Raw genomic sequence first — 17,366 nt, 5'->3', positions numbered from 1 at the left:
GGCGTCTCAACGTCCATAGAGGGCGGTAAGGCTGCGCTGGTCGATGTCGGACCGGTCGTCGGTCAGCACCGGGTGCCCGGCCAGTTCGGCGGGGGCCAGCGACTCCAGGATGCGCGAGGCCGCGTACGTTGCACCCGGCGGAGCGGCGCGCAGGCGTACGCTCAGATCCTCAAGCGTACGCGCCTCCTTCGTGGCGATCAGCAGATAGTTCCCGCGCCCGGCGTCGGCGACGTACACCGATGGGAAGACCGCCCCCTGCGTCGCCGCCAGCGGCCCGACCAGAGCGTCGCGGTCCATGGGGGAGGCGACGTTCATGACCAGCACGCCGCCCGGCGCCACCCGCCGCTCCACCGCCGCGAAGAACTCCCTGGTCGCCGTGAAGAATGGGATCAGCGCGGTCGAATAGAGATCGACGATCACCACGTCGTGCTGCTCCGGCGACCGCTCGACGTGGCGGCGGGCGTCCTCCACGGCGACTCGCACCTCGGGCCGCAGGCCGAACCTCTCGCGCGCCACCTCGACCACCGCGGGGTCCAGCTCCACCCCCAGGATGTCGGCGCCCGGCCAGACGTCGAGGATTTCCTTGGCGGCGGCACCGCCGGCCAGCCCCAGCACCAGGACGCGCTTGCCGTTTCCCAGGGCTGGGACTGCGGCGAACAGGTCGTAGTAGAGGCCGGTCGGGCCGCCGTCCTTGCGCAGGCGCGACTGGGTGGCCCAGGCCACGTTCAGATGCAGGCGGATTTGCTCGGCGTCCTCCTGCACCATGATGGTGTTGTGCGGCGTCTCGCGGTAGAGGGCGAAGCCCTGCCCCTCGCCGTGGCCGGCGGCCCAGGCCAGGGGAACCGCCAGGGCGGCGGCGGCGGCCACCCGTTTCCCACCCGGAACGAACAGGCAGGCGAGCGCCGGCAGCACCGCCGCCAGGGCGTAGCCCGCCGACACCCCGACCTGCGGGATCGCGTAGAAGGAGGCGAAGAAGGTGCCGCCGATGCTGCCCAGCGTGCCGACCGCGTAGATCCGCCCCGCCGCCGCGGCACCGGTCAGGCTGCTCAAGCCCGCGCAGATCGGCGATACCATGGCCAGCGCGAAGGACGGCAGGCCGAGGATCAGCCCCGCCCCGACGACCGACCCCTCCACCGCGTTGAAGCGGCCCGCGGCGTCGGCCAGCATCGGCTTGCCCAGCCAGGGCGTCAGCGCCGCCGCGGCGACCCCGGCCAGCAGGGCGGCGCGCAACGCCGGCACCGCCTTCGGCCCGTCGCCGAGCTGCCCGCCGGTCCAGTAGCCGGCGGCCATGAAGGTCATCACCACGCCGATGACGGCGCCCCACTGATAGACCGAATAGCCGAAATGCGGCGCCATCAGCCGCCCGCCGAGGATCTCCATCATCATCAGCGACCAGCCCGCCGAGAAGGCGGCGGCCACCAGCGCGAAGGAGCGGAGGGACGGGCGGGAGGGGGAGGGATCGGGACCGCTCAAGTCCGGCGATCGTGGGTTTGTTGCATCGCCCTATTCATCGGTCCCTGTCTTCCCCTTCAGCCCATAGACCTCGATCGGGTCGTTCAGCCCCTTCACCGGATGCCAGCCGACCGAGACGAGGCGGCTGGCGCAGGCCTCGGCCACCTCGGCGGAGGTGAGGACGTTGCGCTCCAGCCGGCTGCACAGCCCCTCGATCCGGCTGACCAGATTGACCGCCGGGCCGATGACGGTGAAGTCCAGACGGTTGGCGGAGCCGATGTTGCCGTACATGACCTCGCCCATGTGCAGGGCGATGCCGCAGCGCAGGGTCGGCTGGCCCCAGGCGGAGCGTTCGGCGTTGCGGGCGGCCATGTCGGTCAGGGCCTCCTCCGCGGCGTCCAGCGCCTTGGTGCAGGCGGCGGCCCCGGTCGGGTCGCTCTCCTCCAGCGGGAAGATGGCCAGCATGGCGTCGCCGATGAACTTCATGATCTCGCCGCCGCGGCTTTCCACGGCGCCGCCCATGATCTCGAAATAGCCGTTCAGCAGCGCGATCAGCTCCTCGCGCGGCAGCCGGTCGGCCAGCGAGGTGAAGCCGCGCAGGTCGCAGTACCACAGCACGGCGCGGACGTTGGCGCCGGTGCCGCGCCGGATGTCGCCGGACAGGATGCGCGCGCCGGTGCGGTGGCCGACATAGGTGTCCAGCACCGTCGTCGCCAGCCGCCGCAGCGCCAGCGTCTCCAGCACCGCGCCCAGCGCCGGCAGCACCGCGTCGACCAGCGCCAGATCGGCGGTGGAAAAGCCGCCGGGCCGATCGGTGGTGAAGCTCAGCACGTTGCGCCGCCCCCCGGCGAAGAGCACGGTCATGGCGACATAGTCCGTCGCCCCCTGCGCCCGCAGCTCGGCGAAGACCGGGTAGGGCCAGGGCGGCTCCATCTGCTCCAGCCGGTAGCGCAGGCCGTCGGCCCCGTCCTCGATCAGGGTGGCGAAGGGGCTGGTCAGATATTCGGTGCTGTTTTCCGTGCCGTGGGCGCGGGTGGTGGTCTCCACCTGCTCGGCGTTGCGGCGCCAGAAGAAGGCGATGGTGCGGATCTGCGGGTGCAGCAGGGGCAGCGCGCAAACGGCGCGCAGCAGCGGGACGCCGGACGCCATCAGGCGCCGGCAGAAGCGGTCCATCATCGGCTCGAAGCCGGGTGCGTGCCGGCCTTCCAGAAGCAGCCATTCGACGACCTCCCGCGCGGCGTCGTCGATGGATGGGGCCGCAGGGGTTGCCGGTGCGGTGGCCGCGGGCGGTGCCATGCTCACGGATCGATAACCATAAAGATGCGATGCTTGATCTGTCGGCGGATTCTGCCCAAGTTTCGCCTACGCCGCCAGTGTTGTTCGGCGCCGATGGAGGATATCACCATGTTCATTCAGACCGAGCAGACGCCCAACCCGGCGACTCTCAAGTTCCTGCCGGGGCGTGACGTGCTCGGACGCGGCACCGCGGACTTCCCGTCCCGCGATGGTGCCGCCGCTTCGCCGCTGGCCCAGCGGCTGTTCGAGATCGACGGGGTCCAGGGCGTGTTCCTGGGCGCCGACTTCGTGACCATCACCAAGGCCGGCGACAAGGAGTGGTTCCTGCTGAAGCCGTCGATCCTCGGCGTCATCATGGAGCATTTCACCGCCAACCGCCCGGTGCTTCTGGAAGAGGCGGCCGGCGACGGCCACGCCGTCAGCGCGGACGACGACGAGATCGTCACCCAGATCAAGGAGCTGCTGGACACCCGCGTGCGCCCGGCGGTGGCCCAGGACGGCGGCGACATCACCTTCTACGGCTTCGAGGAGGGCGTGGTGTATCTGGAGATGAAGGGAGCCTGCTCCGGCTGCCCCAGCTCCACCGCCACGCTGAAGGCCGGCATCGAGAACATGCTGCGCCACTACATCCCCGAGGTGGTCGAGGTTCGCGCCGTCCGCTGACGGCATCCATCGGATGGGCGTGGTCCGAACGGACGGATCGCGCCCGCCGGTGTCGCCCTCCGCTTACTCCGGAACCACGAACTGCATGCCCAGCCAGCGCCAGCGTCCCTCGGGGCCGGGCAGGGTGCAATTCACGCGCGTGCGGCCCGGCGGGAAGGGGTCGCGGATGCGCACCTCCACCCGGTCCTCCGTCACGCGCTCCAGCGCCGTTCGGCCCTGGCCGGCGGCGAAGCAGGCCAGCCGCGCGATGTCGCCGATCTCGTCCGACACGGTGAAGCCGATCGACGGCGGGTTGACGGTCAGCAGCGGATCGTCGGGCGTCAGGTCGGTCACCGGCAGCGGCAGCGCGTTGGCGGCCAGCCGGAAGCGGTCGACGCTGCCGAAACTCTCGTTCATCACGAAACGCGGCAGGGTCGCCCGGTCGGCCTGCGGGTGCAGGACGCCCGACTGTTGGCCGAAGGCGGCGGCGAAGCCCTGCTCCGTCACGATGGTCCGCAGCGCCGACGACACCTCGCCCTGTGGGTAGGCGAACAGGGTGGGGCGCTGGCCGGTCTCCGCCTGCAGCCGGTCGGCCATGCGGCGCAGCTCCGCCTTCACCTCCTCGGCGGGGCGGGACACCAGCGACTGGGTGGAGGCGCCGAGCCCGCCAAGCGTGACCCCGGCGGCGGCGAGCTGCCGCACCTCCGCCCAGGTCATGTGGGCGGGCGACCCGCGGTCGATGGCGTCGGTCGCCACGAACAGGGTGAAGGGAAGACCCGCCGCCTTCAGCCGCGGCCACGCCTCACGGAAAGTGGAACGGCTGGCCTCGTCGATGGTGATCGCCACCGTCCGGTCGGGCAGCGGCGCGCCGCTGCGCAACGCCTCCAGGATGCGGGGCAGGGGCAGGACCTGGTAATCCCCGTCCTGAAGCTCGTCCAAATGGGCTTCGAACTGGTCGATCCGGATGCTGATGGATGGGGTCTGGTCCTCGCCGAAGCGGTCGTAGGCGAAGACGACGGCGGTGTTCGTGGTTCCGTCTGCCGCAACGCCGGGGCTTCCCGCCAGGGCCTGGAAGGCCCAGGCGGCGGCCACGGCGAAGAGGGTGGCGGCGCGGCGGAACGGCATGGCGGCCTGTCGTGGGTCCGGAACAGTCGCGCGGCCGGACGAGGGTCCGGGCTGCGCCACGGCTGGTGTGGCACAGGCACGCCGCCGGGAACAAGTCCGCAACACATACGCTGTGCTTCGCGCGCTTTCGTGATGCAGCCTTGCAACAACCCCTATGACACTAGGCCCTATGGCGCCCGGCCGCCGACGGGGCGCCCGCGGCCGGACCGCCAGGGGCCGGATCGCCAGGGATCAGCCCATCATCAGGCCACCCAGCGCCGCGTCGGTCAGCAGGGGGTAGCGCTGCTCGTCCGGCAGTTGATAGTGCCACCACTCGCAGCTGTAATGCCGCCAGCCCGCCGCCGTCATGACGCCGAGAAGAGCGGCGCGGTTGCGCTGCTGCTCGGTGGTCAGGTCGGTGCGGCCATGATGGGACTGTTCGGTCATGTCGTCGAAGCCGGTGCCCATGTCCAGCGGGCGCCCGGTCCCGTCGGCCAGCGTCAGATCCACCGCGACGCCGCGGGAATGGGTGGAGCCGCCCGACGGATCGGCGATGTAGGACGGATCGGGCAGCGCCCGCCACAAGGCCCATTGCGCCTCGACCGGGCGGAAGGCATCGTACAGCCGCAACCGGCAGCCGATGCCGCGGGCCAGCCGGATCGCCGCACGCAACGCCGCCGCCGCGTCGGGGTGCAGCAGGCAATGCGGGTGCCGGTAGATGGGCACCCCGGTCAGGTTGTCCGGCGTGGCGTAGAGCAGGTCGATGTCGACGTCGAAGTCCGGCGGTGCGATGGGTGTAAGCATGATCCATGCCGTCAGGGAAGACCGGGGCTGTCTAGCACGCTCTTGACCCAGGGCTGAAGTGGGGCTTTGAAGATGGCGGATTTGATGAAAGCGTGGGGGTCATGAGAGTTCTGGGACTGGACACGGCGACCTCCGGCTGTTCCGCCGCGCTGTGGGATGACGGCGCCGTCACCGTGCGGCGGCGCGAGCCGATGGCCCGCGGGCAGGCGGAGGCGCTGGTGCCCCTGGCGCAGGCCGCGCTGGCGGAGGCCGGCTGCCCCTTCGACGCGCTCGACCGCATCGCCGTGACCGTCGGGCCGGGCGCCTTCACCGGCCTGCGCATCGCGCTGGCGGCGGCGCGCGGCTTCGCCCTGGCCGCCGGCCTGCCGGTGGTCGGGATCACCAGTTTCGACGCGGTCGTTCATGGATTGCCGGACGCGGAGCGGGATGGCCGCGCCGTGCTGGTCGCCGTGGACTCCCGCCGCACCGAGCCGTTCCTGCAACTCTTCCATCCGGACCTGACGCCGTTCGGCGAACCGGCGATGCTGGAGCCCGCCGCGGTGCCGGGCTGGCTGGACGGGCTGCTCGCCGGTGAAGCCGGTGCCGTGCCATTGCTGATCGCCGGGGACGGGGCAGCCGCGCTGCGCCCGCTTCTGGAAGGGCGTGCCGACACCGCGTTCGCCGCCGGCCCGGGCACGCCCGACGCCGCCGTGGTCGCCGCCCTGGGCGCCCGGCGTGAGGTCGGTCTGCCGGCCCAGCCCTTCTACCTTCGTCCGCCCGACGTCTCCCTGCCACGGAAGACGGCATGACGGCGGCCCCGCCCGAGGTGTCCAGCCCCCGGACGTCCCATCCGGTGCGGCTTCAGGCCGCCGGCCTCGCCGACGCCGCGGTGATCGCAGCCTTGCAGCAGGGTTGCTTTCCCGACGATCCCTGGAGCGGCGAGGCGGTCGCAAGCCTGATCGGCCAGCCCGGCTTCTTCGCCGCGCTGGCCTTGCGGGAGGGCGTGGAGGGCGACGATCCGGTTGGCTTCCTGCTGGCGCGGGTCGCCGCGGAGGATGGCGAGATCATCGCCGTCGGCGTCCGGGCCGACGCGCGGGGGGAGGGCACCGGCCGGCGTCTGGTCGCGGCGGCGTTGGACGGCGCCCGGGCGCTGGGTGCCACGGCGCTGTTCCTTGAAGTCGCCGAAGACAATGGTATGGCGCAATCCCTGTATAAATCTTGTGGCTTCTTTGCCGTTGGCCGTCGTCCCGGTTATTACCGCAGGGCGGACGGAAGGGTTGCCGCCCTGGTGTTGCGGTATTCGTACACCGACAAATAAACCTTAACCTTTCTGAATCCACAAACGGTGCACCCCGTCCGGCTCATCCGGATTTTCGGGCGTCACGGCGAGAATGGAGTGACCCAGTTCGGCTAAGGATCGGGGTACATTCTCCAAGGGTTCGCCAGCGTTCAGCCGGACTTCAAGCGTCTGCCCGGCCGCCATGCGCTCCACCGACAACTTGGTCTTGACGAAGGTTAACGGGCACACCTCGCTGGTGATGTCCAAAAACAAATCCGGCGATTTTTTTTCGTACACTGCTTCCTCTTTAAGAGCAAAGGATGGATATTGCACGCGGCCACAAACCTCTTTATATGGAGAGGAACGCCAAGCTGCGGAGCAAGCTTACATGAGCAATGGTAACCCTTCCAACGCGCTGTTGTCTCTGACCACGGAGATCGTGGCGGCGCATGTCTCGAACAATACAGTCGCTCTCGGCGATCTTCCGACGCTGATTGAGCAGGTGTACAAGTCACTCGCGAATGTCGGGACCGAGCCGGTTGCGACTGAGGAGCGTCCGCAGCCCGCGGTGCCCATCAAGAAGTCCGTCACTCCCGACTACATTGTATGCCTGGAGGATGGCAAGAAGCTGAAGATGCTGAAGCGCCATCTGAAGACGGCCTACGACATGTCGCCGGAGGAATACCGCGACCGCTGGGGCCTGCCGGCCGACTATCCGATGGTCGCCCCGAACTACGCCCGCCAGCGCAGCTCGCTGGCCAAGCAGATCGGTCTCGGCACCCGCGCCCGCCGCGGCGCGGCCTAAGGTCCATCGGGCTTGTGCGTTGGTGTCCGGCGGACCGCCGCTGTTCGGTCCGCCCCGGAACCCCATCGCCCGGATGTGACCGTTTCTTCCTTCCCGCGTGATCATTTGCCGTCCCGCCTTGCCGCCGTCCCCGTTTGTCGGGGCCGGACCTTGTGGCTTGCCCGGAGTCCGGGCTTGCCGGGGGCGGGTTCGTCACGTCGCGGTTGACCGGCAACCGGCCATTCGTGTTATCCCTGTTCCGTGCCCGACCGGGCTCCGGAAGGAGAACCGGCGGTTGCCGCGACCCGAACAACGCCAGCGAAGCGTCGAGTATGGCTGATACAGGCACGGACCAGGGCAGCTCTTCGGATCTGCGCATGGGCTCCCTCGAAGTGCGGCTGGCCGAAAGCGCCGCCGAGATCGATTGGGCGCAGGCGCTGCGCTACCGCGTCTTCTATGAGGAGATGTCGGCGGTGCCGTCGCCGGACATGGCCGCGCGCCATCGCGACTTCGACGATTTCGACACCATCTGCGACCATCTGCTGGTCATCGACCACGCCCGCGGCGACGGCCCGGACTCCGTGGTCGGCACCTACCGGCTGATCCGCCGCCCGGCGGCGGCCAAGGCCGGGCGCTTCTATTCCAGCGACGAATACGACATCGGGCGGCTGCTCAGCTATCCGGGGGAGATCCTGGAGCTCGGGCGGTCCTGCGTCGACGCCGCCTACCGCACGCGCGGCAGCAGCATGCAGCTGCTGTGGCGCGGCATCGCGGCTTATGTCTTCCACCACGACATCGCTGTGATGTTCGGCTGCGCCAGCCTGCCGGGCACCGATCCGGTGGCGATGGCCGAACCGCTCGCCTACCTGCATCACTTCCATCTGGCCCCGGAGGAGTTGCGCCCCGTGGCGCTGCCGGAACGCTATGTCGGCATGGATCTGATGCCCCGCGACCAGATCGATCCGAAGCGCGCGCTGACCGTTCTGCCGCCGCTGATCAAGGGCTATCTGCGGCTGGGCGGCTTCATTGGCGACGGTGCGGTGATCGATCACCAGTTCAACACCACCGACGTGTCGATCGTGGTGAAGACCGACCTGATCACCAACAAGTATTCCAAGCATTACGAGCGGCGCAGCCGCGACGCCCAGATCGCGTGATCCGCGATTGCATCAGGAGACGGGTCGCATGACGGCGGTGGATGCAACCGGTGCGCGTGCCCTGGGGTCGCCGGTGCGGGGCGGGCTTCGTCTGGCCGTCTATCTGCTGTGGACGCTCCTGCTGGTCCCGGTGCAGGCGCTGGCCGTCGCTGTGCGCTCGCCGCTGCGCTTCCGGATACCGCGGTTCTACCACCGGGTCTGCGCCGCCATCCTGGGCATCGGCGTCGTGGTGCGCGGCGAGCGCGCCACGGACGGGCCGGTGCTGTTCGTCTCCAACCATTCCTCCTACCTCGACATCACGGTGCTGGGGTCGGTCATTCCGGGCTCCTTCGTGGCGAAGAGCGAGGTCGCCGGCTGGCCTTTCTTCGGGGCGCTGGCGAAGCTCCAGCAGACCGTCTTCGTGGAGCGCAAGGCCCGCTCCGGGGTGGAGAAGCAGCGCGACGAGCTGGGCGCCCGGCTGGACGCCGGCGACAGCCTGATCCTGTTCCCCGAGGGCACCTCCAGCGACGGCAACCGCACGCTCCCCTTCAAGACGGCGCTGTTCGCGGTGGCCGCCCGGCGCATCGGAGACCGGCCGCTGACCGTGCAGCCGGTCAGCATCGCACCGACGCGGCTGGACGGCATCCCGATGGGGATCGCCTTCCGTCCCTGTTACGCGTGGTACGGCGACATGGATCTCGCCCCCCATCTGTGGACCGTCTTCACGCTGGGCCGCATGACGGTGGAGGTGGAGTTCCACCCCCCGGTGACCATCGACGGCTTCTCCAGCCGGAAGGCCCTGGCCGACCATTGCCAGCGCGCCGTGGCGCGTGGCGTGGAGCGCGCGGTGTCCGGAAAGCCGCTGCCCACCGTCGTCCCGTGATGGAAACTTTCCACACCGCGGAATGGGCCGCGAAACGAATGATCGGCTCGCGGGCACGATTGACTCGTTTTCCCGCAGTCGTGCTACCATATCGGCTGGGTGCGATGCCGCGACGCGGCGGGTCGCGCGCCGGATTGCGCCGCTTGGACCGGTGCCGTCCAGGCGCGCGTTTTTGCATTGGTCGAGATCGCGGCTGGCCAAGACACAATTGGCCGAATTCGCGTTTGGTCCGGATCGTTCAGCGCTGTGGAAGGGATCGTTGAGTAAGAAGCTCTTCATCAAGACCTGGGGTTGTCAAATGAATGTCTACGACTCCGCCCGCATGGCGGATGTCCTGGCACCCCTGGGATACCAGCCGGTGGACGAGCCGGACGGCGCCGACATGGTGATCCTCAACACCTGCCACATCCGCGAAAAGGCCTCCGAGAAGGTGTTCTCGGAACTGGGCCGCCTGCGCCAGCTCAAGGACGTCAAGGCCGACGCCGGCGACGGCCGGATGATCGTCGCCGTGGCCGGCTGTGTCGCCCAGGCCGAGGGCGAGGAGATCGTCGCCCGCGCCCCCTTCGTGGACATGGTGTTCGGGCCGCAGACCTATCACACCCTTCCGGAAATGGTGGCCAAGGCCAGCCGCAAGGCGGGCAGCGTGCTCAACACCGACTTCCCCGTGGAGTCCAAATTCGACTTCCTGCCGGACGAGAGCGCCAGCCAAGGCGTCTCCGCCTTCCTGGCGGTGCAGGAGGGTTGCGACAAGTTCTGCACCTTCTGTGTGGTGCCCTACACCCGCGGCGCCGAGTTCTCGCGGCCCGGCGCCCAGATCGTGGCGGAGGCCCGGCGCCTCGTCGCCGGCGGCACGCGGGAGATCAACCTGCTCGGCCAGAACGTCAACGCCTGGCACGGGGAGGGGCCGGACGGCAGCACCTGGGGCCTTGGACGGCTGGTCCGCGAACTGGCGGACATCGACGGGCTGGAGCGCATCCGCTACACCACCTCGCACCCGCGCGACATGGAGGACGACCTCATCCGCGCCCACGCCGAGGTGCCGCAGCTCATGCCCTACCTGCATCTTCCGGTGCAGGCGGGGTCGGACCGCGTGCTGGCGGCGATGAACCGCAAGCACACGGCGGGCGACTACCGCCGCATCGTCGACCGGCTGCGCGCCGCCAAGCCGGATCTGGCGCTGTCGGGCGACTTCATCGTCGGCTTCCCCGGCGAGAGCGACGCCGATTTCGCGGCGACCCTGCGCCTCGTCACCGACGTCGGCTACGCCCAGGCCTATTCCTTCAAGTACAGCCCGCGCCCCGGCACCCCGGCGGCGCTGGAGCACGGCCAGCTGCCGGAGGACGTCAAGGACGCCCGTCTCGCCGCGCTCCAGCAGTTGCTGAACGCGCAGCAGCAGGCCTTCAACCAGAGCTTCGTCGGGCGCACCGTGCCGGTCCTGTTCGACCGCGTCGGCAAGCGTGCCGGCCAGCTCCTCGGCAAGAGCCCCTATCTGCAGTCGGTGCACGCCGACGCCAACGAGCGGCTGCTCGGCCGCATCGTCGAGGTGCGCATCGACGCCGCCCATCCGAACAGCCTTGCCGGCAGCGTGGCGACCGGTGAATACCGCAGCTCCGCCACCGGCACGCAACCCGTGGAGGCGACCGTTTGAACGGCTTGCCCGATCAGCGCCCCGACCCGCGCTCCGATCAACGCCCAGATCAACGGATTGATCTGAACTTCGACGACAACCGGCTGCTGCCGATGCTGTACGGGGAGCATGACCGCCACCTCGCCCGCATCGAGAACCAGCTGGGCGTTTCCCTGATTTCCCGCGGCAACACGCTGACCATCGCCGGTCCGGCGGAATCGTCGGAAGCCGCGCGTTCGGCCATCGATGCCCTCTATGAGCGACTGAAGCGCGGCATGACCGTCGGCACCGGCGAGGTGGACGCCGCCGTCCGTATGGCGACCGGCGTGGGCGGTGCCGTGCGCGACCAGAATCTGGCGACGCTCAGCCGTGGCGAGGTCGCGGTGCGCACCCGCCGCAAGGGCGCCATCACCCCGCGTTCCCCCATGCAGGCGGCCTATCTCCAGGCTCTGGCGGAAAGCGAGATGGTCTTCGGGCTCGGCCCGGCCGGCACCGGCAAGACCTACCTCGCCGTCGCGCAGGCGGTGGCGCTGCTGACCACCGGCCAGGTCGACCGCATCATCCTGTCGCGCCCCGCCGTCGAGGCGGGGGAGCGGCTGGGCTTCCTGCCCGGCGACCTCAAGGAGAAGGTGGACCCCTATCTGCGCCCGCTCTACGATGCGCTGCACGACATGCTACCGGCGGAGCAGGTGAAGAAGCGGCTGGAGTCCGGCGAGATCGAGATCGCGCCGCTCGCCTTCATGCGCGGCCGCACGCTCGCCAACGCTTTCGTCATCCTGGACGAGGCGCAGAACACCACGCCCATGCAGATGAAGATGTTCCTCACCCGCCTGGGCGAGGGGGGCCGCATGGCGGTCACCGGCGACATCTCCCAGACCGATCTGCCGGCCGGCGCCAAGTCCGGCCTGCGCGAGGCGCTGGACATCCTGGAGGGGGTGGAGGGCATCCGCTTCGTCCAGTTCACCGCCGCCGACGTGGTGCGCCACCCGCTGGTCGCCCGCATCATCCGCGCCTATGACCATGCCGAAGGCCAACGCAAACCCGCCCCCCGGCGGGCCGCCGCGGACGGCGGCGGGCCGGCGGCGGATGCGGAGGGAACACCGTGATGGCCGTCGATGTCGTCGTTTCACGTGAAGCGGGCGATTGGGCTGACAACGCCGAATGGCTGTGCGAACGGGCGGCGCTCGCTGCGCTCTCCGTCACCTACGACGAGGATGAGGGGCCGGCGGAGTTGTCCGTCGTGCTGGCCGACGACGCTCTGGTGCACCGCCTGAACCGCGAATACCGTGGCAAGGACAAGCCGACCAACGTGCTGTCCTTCGCCCTGACCGAAGCGGAGGAGCCCGAACTGGGCGAGGACGCGCCGGTCATGCTGGGCGACGTGATCCTGGCCTGGGAGACCGTCGCCCGTGAAGCCGCCGAGCAGGGTAAAACACCTTCGGACCATATGACCCACCTTGTGGTGCATGGCGTTCTTCATTTGCTCGGGTATGATCATGAGACGGATGACGAGGCCGAGGAGATGGAGCAGCTCGAAACCGACGTGCTCGCGACCCTCGGCATCGCCGACCCGTACGCCGCCACGCGCTCTCCGCCCGGGGAGCCGAATTTGGACGAACAACCACCGGACCGATGAGCGAGATTTCCGACAGTCGAACGCCCCGTGAAGACGGGGCCGAAGATCAGCAATCCTTGGGCCACCTGTTTCGCGGGTGGATGAGGACCGTCCTGGGGGGGCGCGACGACGCCACCCTGCGCGCCACGATCGAAGACCTGATCGAGGATCAGGACAGCGGCGAGGGATCGCTGGGGGCGGGCGAGCGCGCTTTGCTCGCCAACATCCTGAAGCTGCGCGACCGCACCGTCGACGACGTGATGGTGCCCCGCGCGGACATCGTGGCGGTCGATGTGGACACCCCGTTCCCCGCCCTGGTCCAGCGCATGGCGGAGGAAGCCCATTCCCGCCTGCCGGTGTTCCGTGAAACGCTCGACGACGTCGTGGGCATGGTCCACATCAAGGACGTTCTGGTGGCGATGGCCAGCCGGACGCCGGTCGAGCTGAAGGACATCGTGCGCGATCTCAGCATCGTCGCACCCAGCATGCCGGTGGTCGACCTGCTGGTGCAGATGCGCCAGAAGCGTCAGCACATGGCGCTGGTGGTCGACGAGTTCGGCGGCATCGACGGCCTCGTCACCATCGAGGATCTGGTCGAGGAGATCGTCGGCGAGATCGAGGACGAGCACGACGAAGAGGCGACCCCCCATTTCGTCGAACGTCCAGACGGCACGATCCTCGCCGACGCCCGTGTCTCCATCGAGGATTTCGAGGACCGCGTCGGCGCCTTCCTGACCGAGGAGGAGCGCGAGGAGGTCGACACGCTCGGTGGTCTCGTCGTCTCGCTGGCCGGACGCGTGCCCGGTCGCGGGGAAATGCTGACCCATCCCTCCGGCCTGGAGTTCGAGATCGTCGAGGCCGACCCCCGCCGCATCAGGCGGCTGCGCGTCCGCACCGCCCCCGCCGAGAACTCCGCCCTGGCCGAGGTCGGGTAAGCCCCTCGGGGTTTTTCACCACGAAGACACGAAGGACACAAAGACGGCACAAAGAGGCTCTACCGCATCCCCGGACCCACCGGTGAAGCGGGAGCCTCTCTGTGCCCCTCTTCGTGTCTTCGCGCCTTCGTGGTGACGTCGTTTCCAACCCGGCACAATCCTCTCTCCAGCCCATCCGCATCCGGAGTGTCACCCCTTGACCGCCACCGACATGACGACCCCCCCGGCCCGGCTGGGCCGCCTGTCCGCGGGTCTGGCCGGGCTGACCGGTTGGCGCCGGCTGCTGGCGGCGGCGGGATTCGGCGGGCTGGCGACGCTGGCCCTGCCGCCGGCCGGCGCGGTGCCGCTGCTGCTGATCGCCTTTCCCGGGCTGCTCTGGCTGCTCCACGGGGCCAGGACCAAGCGGCAGGCCTTCGCGGTGGGCTGGTTCTTCGGCTTTGGCCATCACCTGCTCGGCCTCTACTGGATCAGCGCGGCTCTGTTCACCGACATCGAGCGCTTCTGGTGGGCGCTGCCGCTGTCGGCGGCGGGGCTGCCCATCCTGCTGGCGATGTTCACCGGCTTCGCCACGCTGCTGGTCTGGACGCTGAAGGGAAGGGGGCTGGGGCGGGTGTTCCTGTTCGCCGCCTCCTGGGCGCTGTTCGAATGGCTGCGCGGCCATGTCTTCACCGGCTTCCCATGGAACCTCGTCGGCTATGGCTGGACGGGCGTCCTGCCGGTTCTGCAGGGCGTCTCGCTGATCGGCATTTATGGCCTCAGCCTGCTGACCGTGCTGGTGGCGTCGCTGCCGGCGGGCTTGGCCGACACGGCGGTGCCGCGCCGCCGCGCCTGGGGGGCGCTGGCCGCCGGGCTGGCGCTGTTCGCGGCGCTGGGCGTCTGGGGCGGGCTGCGGCTGGCCGGGGCGTCGGACGCGGCGGTGCCCGGCGTGCGGCTGCGGCTCGTCCAGCCGGCCATCGACCAGCGGCTGAAATGGGCGGCGGGCGAGCGGGTGCGCAACGTCCAGCAGCAGATGGAACTCTCCGTAGCCCCGTCCAGCGAGCCGGTCACTCACGTGATCTGGGCGGAGACCGCGGTGCCGCTGTTCCTGGACCAGGACGCCCGCCTGCGTCAGGCGCTGGGGTCGGTCACCCCACCCGGCGGGCTGCTCATCACCGGGGTGCCGCGCATGGAGACCGGACCGGAGGGCGCGCCGCTCTATTACAACAGCCTGGCGGCGGTCGACGGCAGCGGCGCGGTGACGGGACGCTTCGACAAGTTCCACCTCGTGCCCTTCGGCGAATACATGCCGCTGCGCCGCTGGCTGCCGGTCGGGGCCATCGCCGGCAACGGGGCCGAGTTCTCCGCCGGGCCGGGGCCGGTGTCGCTCGATCTCAAGGGCCTGCCGCCGGTCAGCCCGCTGATCTGCTACGAGGTGATCTTTCCCGGCGCCGTTCTGCCGAGCGGTGAAGATGGCGCCGGACGGCCGCGCTGGATGCTGAACCTGACCAACGACGCCTGGTATGGCAACACCGCCGGCCCGCACCAGCACTTCGCCATCGCCCGGACCCGCGCGGTGGAGGAGGGGATGCCGCTGGTCCGCGTCGCCAACACCGGCATCTCCGGCGTGGTGGACGCGCACGGCCGCATCACAGCCATGCTGCCGCTTGGTCACAGGGGTGTGGTCGATGCGGCCTTGCCGGAAGCGCTGACCGCCCCCACTCTCTACGGACGTGTGGGCGATGGCGCGTTTGGGTTGCTTCTTTTGACCTGTTTCGCGGTGGGCCTGCGCGCACGACATCGCAGTTAGCGCATCCGAGACTCTTTTTTCAATCACGCGCATCGGGAGCGCTCGGGCGCGCTTGACTGCATACATGGATATGTCGTATCAAGGTTGCACAACTGTTTCAGGGAATTAGAGCAATGCAAGCAACGCCAGCGCGGGGCCGCCGGGCCACTGCCGGCCGTCCCAAGACGGGAAAGCCGAACCCGATCGACGTTCACGTCGGTTCCCGCGTCCGGTTGCGCCGGACCCTTCTGGGTATGAGCCAGGAAAAGCTGGGCGAGGCCATCGGCCTGACCTTCCAGCAGGTGCAGAAGTACGAGCGCGGCGCCAACCGCATCGGCGCGTCGCGCCTGTTCGACCTCAGCCGCGTCCTGGACGTGCCGGTGTCCTTCTTCTTCGACGACATGCCGGCGGAAGCCGCCGCGGCTCCGGTTGACGACGAAGAGGGCAACGCCGCCGGTTTCGAGGAGCGTTCGGGCGGCTACGAGCCGGATCCGATGGCCAAGCGCGAGACGCTGGAGCTGGTGCGCGCCTATTACCGCATCAACGACCCGTCGGTGCGCAAGCGCCTGTTCGAGCTGACCAAGGCCGTTGCCAATTCCGGCATGGTCGAAGCGGCCGAATAACACGGTTTAGAGACCTGAGCCGAACAACCGGAAGCAATCCGGACGGCAGGAAGATTGGGGAACGCGGCCCTCCGGCCCGTTCCCCGATGTCGTTTCAAGGCGAATTTCCGGCGGCCTCCTCCAACCCCGGGGAGATTGCTTGACCTGGAACGCAAACCTTGTCACATACGGAAAATGACTGGCTTTCCGTGGGTGCTGCGCCGGTCTCCCAATTTAGTTTTGTTGAATAGCCCCCGCCCATTGCCGAGGTTCGTCGTGGCCAAGCTCAACTACGTGTTCACCAGCGAGTCCGTGTCCGAAGGCCATCCGGACAAGGTGTGCGACCGCATCTCCGACGCCATCGTCGATCTGTACCTGTCGCACGATCCCTACGCCCGCGTGGCGGTGGAAACGCTGGCGACCACCAACCAGATCGTGCTGGCTGGTGAGGTGCGCGGGCCGGAGAGCATCACCCCCGACATGCTGGTCCAGGTCGCCCGTGCCGCGGTGAAGGACATCGGCTACGAGCAGGACGGCTTCCATTGGGAGAAGATGGACGTCAAGTGCTTCGTCCACTCGCAGTCCGCCGACATCGCGGTCGGCGTCGACGCCGCGGGTGAGAAGGACGAGGGCGCCGGCGACCAGGGCATCATGTTCGGCTACGCCTGCAACGAGACGCCGGCGCTGATGCCGGCGCCGATCTATTACAGCCACGCCATCCTGAAGTCGCTGGCCGAGGCCCGCCATTCCGGCTCCGCTCCGCAGCTCGGCCCCGACGCCAAGAGCCAGGTGACGCTGCAGTACGAGAACGGCAAGCCGGTGCGCGCCACCGCAGTGGTCGTCTCCACCCAGCACGCCGACGGCCTGACCCAGGAGGAGGTGCGCGAGATCGTCCGTCCGCATGTCCTGAACGTCCTGCCCGCCGGCTGGATGTGCGACGAGGCGAACTTCTACGTCAACCCGACCGGCCGCTTCGTCATCGGCGGTCCGGACGGCGACGCCGGTCTGACCGGCCGCAAGATCATCGTCGACACCTACGGCGGTGCCGCGCCGCACGGCGGCGGAGCCTTCTCCGGCAAGGACCCGACCAAGGTCGACCGTTCCGCCGCCTACGCCGCGCGTTACCTCGCCAAGAATGTGGTCGCCGCCGGCCTGGCCGAACGTTGCACGATCCAGCTCTCCTATGCCATCGGCGTGTCGAAGCCGCTGTCGGTCTATGTGGACACCCACGGCACCGGCACGGTCGACGAGGACCGGCTGTCGGAGGTTCTGCAGAAGCTGGTGGACCTGTCGCCGCGCGGCATCCGCACGCATCTCGGCCTGAACAAGCCGGTCTACGCCCGCACCGCCGCCTACGGCCATTTCGGCCGCGAGGCGGAGGCCGACGGCGGCTTCTCCTGGGAGAAGACCGATCTCGTCAACGACCTGCGCGCCGCCTTCTTCTAAGACAGGCTTCTTCTAAG

General features: G+C 69.1%; 18 protein-coding genes. 13 read left to right on the top strand and 5 right to left on the bottom strand.

Annotation, left to right across the window (positions count from 1 at the left end):
- Window positions 1-6 precede the first annotated feature (6 nt).
- Complete coding sequence (locus ACWPXE_RS26585; protein ID WP_454020239.1) at window positions 7-1,473, bottom strand: fused MFS/spermidine synthase; 1,467 nt, start codon at window positions 1,471-1,473, stop codon at window positions 7-9.
- 30 nt (window positions 1,474-1,503) lie between these two features.
- Window positions 1,504-2,748 (bottom strand): adenylate/guanylate cyclase domain-containing protein, encoded by a 1,245-nt coding sequence (locus tag ACWPXE_RS26580; RefSeq protein WP_454020238.1) that lies wholly within the window; start codon window positions 2,746-2,748, stop codon window positions 1,504-1,506.
- A gap of 108 nt (window positions 2,749-2,856) precedes the next feature.
- Here ACWPXE_RS26580 and ACWPXE_RS26575 point away from each other — a divergent pair, with 108 nt between their 5' ends.
- Window positions 2,857-3,411, top strand: a complete 555-nt coding sequence (locus ACWPXE_RS26575) for a NifU family protein (protein WP_454020237.1) — start codon at window positions 2,857-2,859, stop codon at window positions 3,409-3,411.
- Window positions 3,412-3,474: 63 nt separating this feature from the next.
- Here ACWPXE_RS26575 and ACWPXE_RS26570 read toward each other — a convergent pair whose 3' ends face one another.
- Entirely contained in the window at window positions 3,475-4,515 is a 1,041-nt protein-coding gene (locus ACWPXE_RS26570; protein WP_454020236.1) for a polysaccharide deacetylase family protein, read from the bottom strand.
- 231 nt (window positions 4,516-4,746) lie between these two features.
- Window positions 4,747-5,298: a D-alanyl-D-alanine dipeptidase gene (ddpX, locus tag ACWPXE_RS26565; RefSeq protein ID WP_454020235.1), complete on the bottom strand. Its 552-nt coding sequence runs from the start codon at window positions 5,296-5,298 to the stop codon at window positions 4,747-4,749.
- 101 nt (window positions 5,299-5,399) lie between these two features.
- On the opposite strand from ddpX, the gene tsaB reads away from it, so the two are divergent.
- On the top strand, window positions 5,400-6,086 hold the full coding sequence (tsaB, locus tag ACWPXE_RS26560) for a tRNA (adenosine(37)-N6)-threonylcarbamoyltransferase complex dimerization subunit type 1 TsaB (RefSeq protein ID WP_454020234.1): 687 nt from the start codon (window positions 5,400-5,402) through the stop codon (window positions 6,084-6,086).
- The gene (locus ACWPXE_RS26555; protein ID WP_454020233.1) at window positions 6,083-6,595 is read left to right on the top strand and encodes a GNAT family N-acetyltransferase; all 513 of its coding nucleotides are present in this window, start codon (window positions 6,083-6,085) and stop codon (window positions 6,593-6,595) included. The genes tsaB and ACWPXE_RS26555 overlap by 4 nt, the downstream gene beginning before the upstream one ends.
- Before the next feature lie 3 nt (window positions 6,596-6,598).
- Here ACWPXE_RS26555 and ACWPXE_RS26550 read toward each other — a convergent pair whose 3' ends face one another.
- Entirely contained in the window at window positions 6,599-6,889 is a 291-nt protein-coding gene (locus ACWPXE_RS26550; RefSeq protein WP_014238868.1) for a sulfurtransferase TusA family protein, read from the bottom strand.
- 55 nt (window positions 6,890-6,944) lie between these two features.
- On the opposite strand from ACWPXE_RS26550, the gene ACWPXE_RS26545 reads away from it, so the two are divergent.
- The 10 genes from ACWPXE_RS26545 (at window position 6,945) to metK (ending at window position 17,349) form a co-directional block, all read left to right on the top strand.
- Window positions 6,945-7,361, top strand: a complete 417-nt coding sequence (locus ACWPXE_RS26545) for a MucR family transcriptional regulator (protein WP_014238866.1) — start codon at window positions 6,945-6,947, stop codon at window positions 7,359-7,361.
- A 311-nt stretch (window positions 7,362-7,672) separates the two neighbouring features.
- Window positions 7,673-8,497 (top strand): GNAT family N-acetyltransferase, encoded by an 825-nt coding sequence (locus tag ACWPXE_RS26540; protein ID WP_051140022.1) that lies wholly within the window; start codon window positions 7,673-7,675, stop codon window positions 8,495-8,497.
- Between the two features lie 28 nt (window positions 8,498-8,525).
- Window positions 8,526-9,359: a lysophospholipid acyltransferase family protein gene (locus ACWPXE_RS26535; RefSeq protein ID WP_454020232.1), complete on the top strand. Its 834-nt coding sequence runs from the start codon at window positions 8,526-8,528 to the stop codon at window positions 9,357-9,359.
- A gap of 298 nt (window positions 9,360-9,657) precedes the next feature.
- Entirely contained in the window at window positions 9,658-11,007 is a 1,350-nt protein-coding gene (gene miaB / locus ACWPXE_RS26530; protein ID WP_454020231.1) for a tRNA (N6-isopentenyl adenosine(37)-C2)-methylthiotransferase MiaB, read from the top strand.
- A 5-nt stretch (window positions 11,008-11,012) separates the two neighbouring features.
- Complete coding sequence (locus tag ACWPXE_RS26525; RefSeq protein ID WP_454020536.1) at window positions 11,013-12,092, top strand: PhoH family protein; 1,080 nt, start codon at window positions 11,013-11,015, stop codon at window positions 12,090-12,092.
- The gene (gene ybeY, locus ACWPXE_RS26520; protein WP_014238860.1) at window positions 12,092-12,622 is read left to right on the top strand and encodes an rRNA maturation RNase YbeY; all 531 of its coding nucleotides are present in this window, start codon (window positions 12,092-12,094) and stop codon (window positions 12,620-12,622) included. The genes ACWPXE_RS26525 and ybeY overlap by 1 nt, the downstream gene beginning before the upstream one ends.
- Window positions 12,619-13,536 carry a hemolysin family protein gene (locus ACWPXE_RS26515; protein WP_454020230.1) on the top strand — a complete coding sequence of 306 codons (918 nt, stop codon included), beginning with the start codon at window positions 12,619-12,621 and terminating at the stop codon, window positions 13,534-13,536. Before ybeY ends, ACWPXE_RS26515 begins: the two co-directional genes overlap by 4 nt.
- Window positions 13,537-13,732: 196 nt before the next feature.
- Window positions 13,733-15,322: an apolipoprotein N-acyltransferase gene (gene lnt / locus ACWPXE_RS26510; protein WP_454020229.1), complete on the top strand. Its 1,590-nt coding sequence runs from the start codon at window positions 13,733-13,735 to the stop codon at window positions 15,320-15,322.
- 113 nt (window positions 15,323-15,435) lie between these two features.
- Complete coding sequence (locus tag ACWPXE_RS26505) at window positions 15,436-15,924, top strand: helix-turn-helix domain-containing protein (RefSeq protein WP_145623114.1); 489 nt, start codon at window positions 15,436-15,438, stop codon at window positions 15,922-15,924.
- Window positions 15,925-16,179: 255 nt separating this feature from the next.
- Entirely contained in the window at window positions 16,180-17,349 is a 1,170-nt protein-coding gene (gene metK / locus ACWPXE_RS26500) for a methionine adenosyltransferase (RefSeq protein WP_014238855.1), read from the top strand.
- Window positions 17,350-17,366 lie beyond the last annotated feature (17 nt).

It is taken from the genome of Azospirillum sp. Marseille-Q6669 (genome assembly GCF_965111635.1).
This window is presented reverse-complemented; position numbering and strand designations above follow the sequence as displayed.

What these genes read in the sequence shown, in the direction of transcription:
- ACWPXE_RS26580 (WP_454020238.1), bottom strand. Translation starts at nt 2,748, where the DNA reads ATGGCACCGCCCGCGGCCACCGCACCGGCAACCCCTGCGGCCCCATCC.
- ACWPXE_RS26575 (WP_454020237.1), top strand. Translation starts at nt 2,857, where the DNA reads ATGTTCATTCAGACCGAGCAGACGCCCAACCCGGCGACTCTCAAGTTC.
- ACWPXE_RS26570 (WP_454020236.1), bottom strand. Translation starts at nt 4,515, where the DNA reads ATGCCGTTCCGCCGCGCCGCCACCCTCTTCGCCGTGGCCGCCGCCTGG.
- ddpX (WP_454020235.1), bottom strand. Translation starts at nt 5,298, where the DNA reads ATGCTTACACCCATCGCACCGCCGGACTTCGACGTCGACATCGACCTG.
- tsaB (WP_454020234.1), top strand. Translation starts at nt 5,400, where the DNA reads ATGAGAGTTCTGGGACTGGACACGGCGACCTCCGGCTGTTCCGCCGCG.
- ACWPXE_RS26555 (WP_454020233.1), top strand. Translation starts at nt 6,083, where the DNA reads ATGACGGCGGCCCCGCCCGAGGTGTCCAGCCCCCGGACGTCCCATCCG.
- ACWPXE_RS26545 (WP_014238866.1), top strand. Translation starts at nt 6,945, where the DNA reads ATGAGCAATGGTAACCCTTCCAACGCGCTGTTGTCTCTGACCACGGAG.
- ACWPXE_RS26540 (WP_051140022.1), top strand. Translation starts at nt 7,673, where the DNA reads ATGGCTGATACAGGCACGGACCAGGGCAGCTCTTCGGATCTGCGCATG.
- ACWPXE_RS26535 (WP_454020232.1), top strand. Translation starts at nt 8,526, where the DNA reads ATGACGGCGGTGGATGCAACCGGTGCGCGTGCCCTGGGGTCGCCGGTG.
- miaB (WP_454020231.1), top strand. Translation starts at nt 9,658, where the DNA reads ATGAATGTCTACGACTCCGCCCGCATGGCGGATGTCCTGGCACCCCTG.
- ybeY (WP_014238860.1), top strand. Translation starts at nt 12,092, where the DNA reads ATGGCCGTCGATGTCGTCGTTTCACGTGAAGCGGGCGATTGGGCTGAC.
- ACWPXE_RS26515 (WP_454020230.1), top strand. Translation starts at nt 12,619, where the DNA reads ATGAGCGAGATTTCCGACAGTCGAACGCCCCGTGAAGACGGGGCCGAA.
- ACWPXE_RS26505 (WP_145623114.1), top strand. Translation starts at nt 15,436, where the DNA reads ATGCAAGCAACGCCAGCGCGGGGCCGCCGGGCCACTGCCGGCCGTCCC.